4 protein-coding genes are annotated in these 3,030 nt (G+C 43.8%); all 4 read left to right on the top strand.

Annotation, left to right across the window (positions count from 1 at the left end):
* A partial coding sequence (locus ACNARN_RS18505; RefSeq protein ID WP_416304809.1) for a hypothetical protein occupies window positions 1–498 on the top strand: 498 nt, incomplete at its 5' end.
* A gap of 63 nt (window positions 499–561) precedes the next feature.
* On the top strand, window positions 562–978 hold the full coding sequence (locus tag ACNARN_RS18510) for a hypothetical protein (protein ID WP_036900961.1): 417 nt from the start codon (window positions 562–564) through the stop codon (window positions 976–978).
* Between the two features lie 44 nt (window positions 979–1,022).
* Window positions 1,023–1,253 (top strand): DUF4035 domain-containing protein, encoded by a 231-nt coding sequence (locus ACNARN_RS18515; protein WP_167392461.1) that lies wholly within the window; start codon window positions 1,023–1,025, stop codon window positions 1,251–1,253.
* A gap of 40 nt (window positions 1,254–1,293) precedes the next feature.
* Window positions 1,294–3,030 (top strand): tape measure protein (locus tag ACNARN_RS18520; RefSeq protein ID WP_416304810.1); only part of this gene is annotated, 1,737 nt, incomplete at its 3' end.

Below are 3,030 nucleotides of genomic sequence, written 5' to 3' on the forward strand. Positions count from 1 at the left end.
CTCGGGGAGTTAGATGGACGTTTTCCTGTTGCACAGGTTGATGGCAACAAAGTGACCCTGTGCGACGAAGTGGATTGGAGTGATAAAACGCTACCCACTGATTTTTCAAGTGCTAAGGCACAACGTATTCAATGGTCTAATAACTTTTGTGCGGTAAAAAGTTTCAGCAAAGACGGTTCGACAACCGAACAAATCGATGTCACCACCATTTGCAGTGATGGCAAGGAATATGAATCCGGTGATACGGAATACGGTTCAATTAAATTGACCTTTTTCTTACGGTATAGCTCCAGTGAGGTGCAACGACTCTTGCGTAAATATGAAAACAGCAAAGAAAAATTTGCGGTGAAAATGGTATTAACACGAGATGAAGGTTCCATGTTTTATTACGGCTCCGTCGAAACGGGCATGAACATTGATGGCAGTGTGGGACAAATGATGGATTCGGGGATCTCGATTAAATTGTCTGGCCGTGATTATTTGAATACGAAGAAATAACCCTTAACTCATCTCTTTCATTATTTCTCTTCTCCCTTCTCGATAAAAATTTTAGGAGTGATTATGTCTAACGCGTTATTGCGTGAATTAGTGTTAAACCAAGCACTAAAAGTGACGCCTTTTACCTATTTAGACAACACCTTTTATGTCAAAGAGCTGGATGTTGGCACCATGAATTACATTCAGCGCAAACTTCGTCAAATTAAAATTAAGCTCGCCGAAGCGCAGGACATTTATTTAGACGAAGACGATCCTGAACAATTTAATGAGGCGATAAATCGTGTCTACGATGAATATGATGTCGCCAGAATGTTGGCCTTTAAGTTGTGTGATGAAAAAGGGGAACTGCTTTTTGATGCTGAAAATGAAGAAGACTTAAAAGGTCTTAATCGATTAGGACAAGGCTTCTCTAATGCGGTGTTTACGGCCGAAGCGGGGAATAGCGAAAAAAACTTGGAGAACGGCGACAATTTCAATTGATATTGTCGCTGGCATTGGGAAAAACCCTCGCGGAAATAGAGCAAATGCCTGAAAGCCACTTGTGTGAATATGAGGCCTTTTATCGCAAACAACCCTTTGGTTTATGGCGAGAGGATTATCGGATGGCACAAGTAGCGCATCTTCTTGCGATGATAAATCGTGATCCGAAATCTACCCCACCTCAATTAACTGACTTTATGCCAATGTGGCAGAAAAAGCCCACAGAAGCTGAAGAGTGGGATAGTGTTACTCAGAATGTATTGGCTCATCGATAGCCCCTTTGTTGGGGCTTTTTTATTGTTTTAAGGAGTTTTTATGGCTGGCGCATTGGGGAGACTAAATATCGATTTGACGCTGAATACGGCAAATTTCATAAATGCGATCAACCGTAGCCAGCGCCAAACAGAACAATTTGGGCAACGTATTCGCGTCAGTCTTCAAGCTATCACCGTACAACAAGAGCGAATGGTATCGCAAACCGCAAAATCTTCGGCGCTTTTTGCCCGTTTTGCGAGTGTCACCGCAAGTGCATTATCCATTCATCAAGTCATTAATTATGCTGATAGTTGGACGGAATTACAGAACCGCTTAAAACTGGTGACGGAAAGTTCTGTCGAGTTAAATAAAGCCACACATGCGGTCTATGATATTGCCCAAAAAACCTATCAATCATTGGATGCCACAGCACAGGTTTATCAACGTTTTGCAGATAATGCCGATCGCCTAGGATTAAGTCAGCAAAAAGTGTCTGAACTCACGGAAACCGTCTCAAAAGCCGTGGCGATTTCAGGAGCGAGTGCAACCGCAGCCCAAGCGGCATTAACTCAATTTGGTCAAGCATTAGCCTCGGGGCAGTTACGTGGCGAAGAGCTAAATTCAGTGATGGAGCAAACCCCTGCGTTAGCGAAAGCCATCGCTGACGGAATGGGTGTCAGTGTGGGCGAACTAAGAAAGAAAGCCCAAGACGGTGAAATGACGATTGAGAAAGTTATTCAAGCCTTAGAGCGTGCAGCTGACAGTGTGGATAAAAAATTTGCTACCAGTGTGACAACGGTTAGCCAAGGTTTCACTAATCTTCAATCGGCGATAACAAAATTTATCGGTGAAGCGAATCAAGGTACAGGTGCGACTCAGCTTTTTACCACAGGGATGGCCACTCTTGCCGATAATCTATCGTTAGTCGCTAAAGTGGTTGAAGGGATCGCCGTCACGGCATTGGTAGCAAAACTCTCTCAATGGACGAAAGCCACTTATCTGAAAAATCAGACAACATTGAATGAAGCCAAAGCCACATTACAGAGTGCAGAGGCAAACAGTGTGGCAGCAACCAGTGCCATGAGGAAGGCATGGGCGGATAAAGAAGCCGCCACATCGGCGCTCAATAGAGCCAAAATGGAATATCAAGTTGCTAGAGGCACTAACGCAGAAAAAATCGCACTCGATAACCTTATCGCTACAAAGTCACTCGCAAGAACAGCCTCGCTAAATTATACACAGGCATTAACCGCCGAAAATGTTGCTCAACGTGCATTAACGACCGCTCGGCGTCAATCAACAATGGTGGGGCGAGCACTTAACAGTGTTATGGGATTAGCGGGTGGCCCTATTGGATTAGTGTTGACGGGTGTTGCGGCATTGGGCATGGGATTGTATGAATACAGCGAAAATGTCAAACAAGCCAAACTCGAATCGATTGAATTTGCTAATTCCCTTGATACATCAACAGAAGCGTTAAACAAAATGAGCAATGCCACGTTAGTGGCGAATTTAAGCAAAGTTTCATCGGGCATTAACGCGCAATTGGAGAAAATCGAGGAACTTAAACAACAGGTTATTTCCTTACAAGGTCTATCAAAATACAGCGTTGAGAGTGAAAAGGCGTTTACTGAACAAGGTGTGGGGGATTTATACCTTAAACGAGTGGCTGAAAAGCAAAAAGAGCTTGATGCTGCGATGGGGATATATGCAGAGCAAGTTAATAACTTAGAGCGTCAGCGAGCCAATATGCAAAATATGTTGGCGACACTCAAAGACAAAGTGGGCGATCAAGCT

The sequence above is a fragment of the Proteus sp. TSJ240517 genome (genome assembly GCF_047921575.1).
GTDB lineage: Bacteria > Pseudomonadota > Gammaproteobacteria > Enterobacterales > Enterobacteriaceae > Proteus.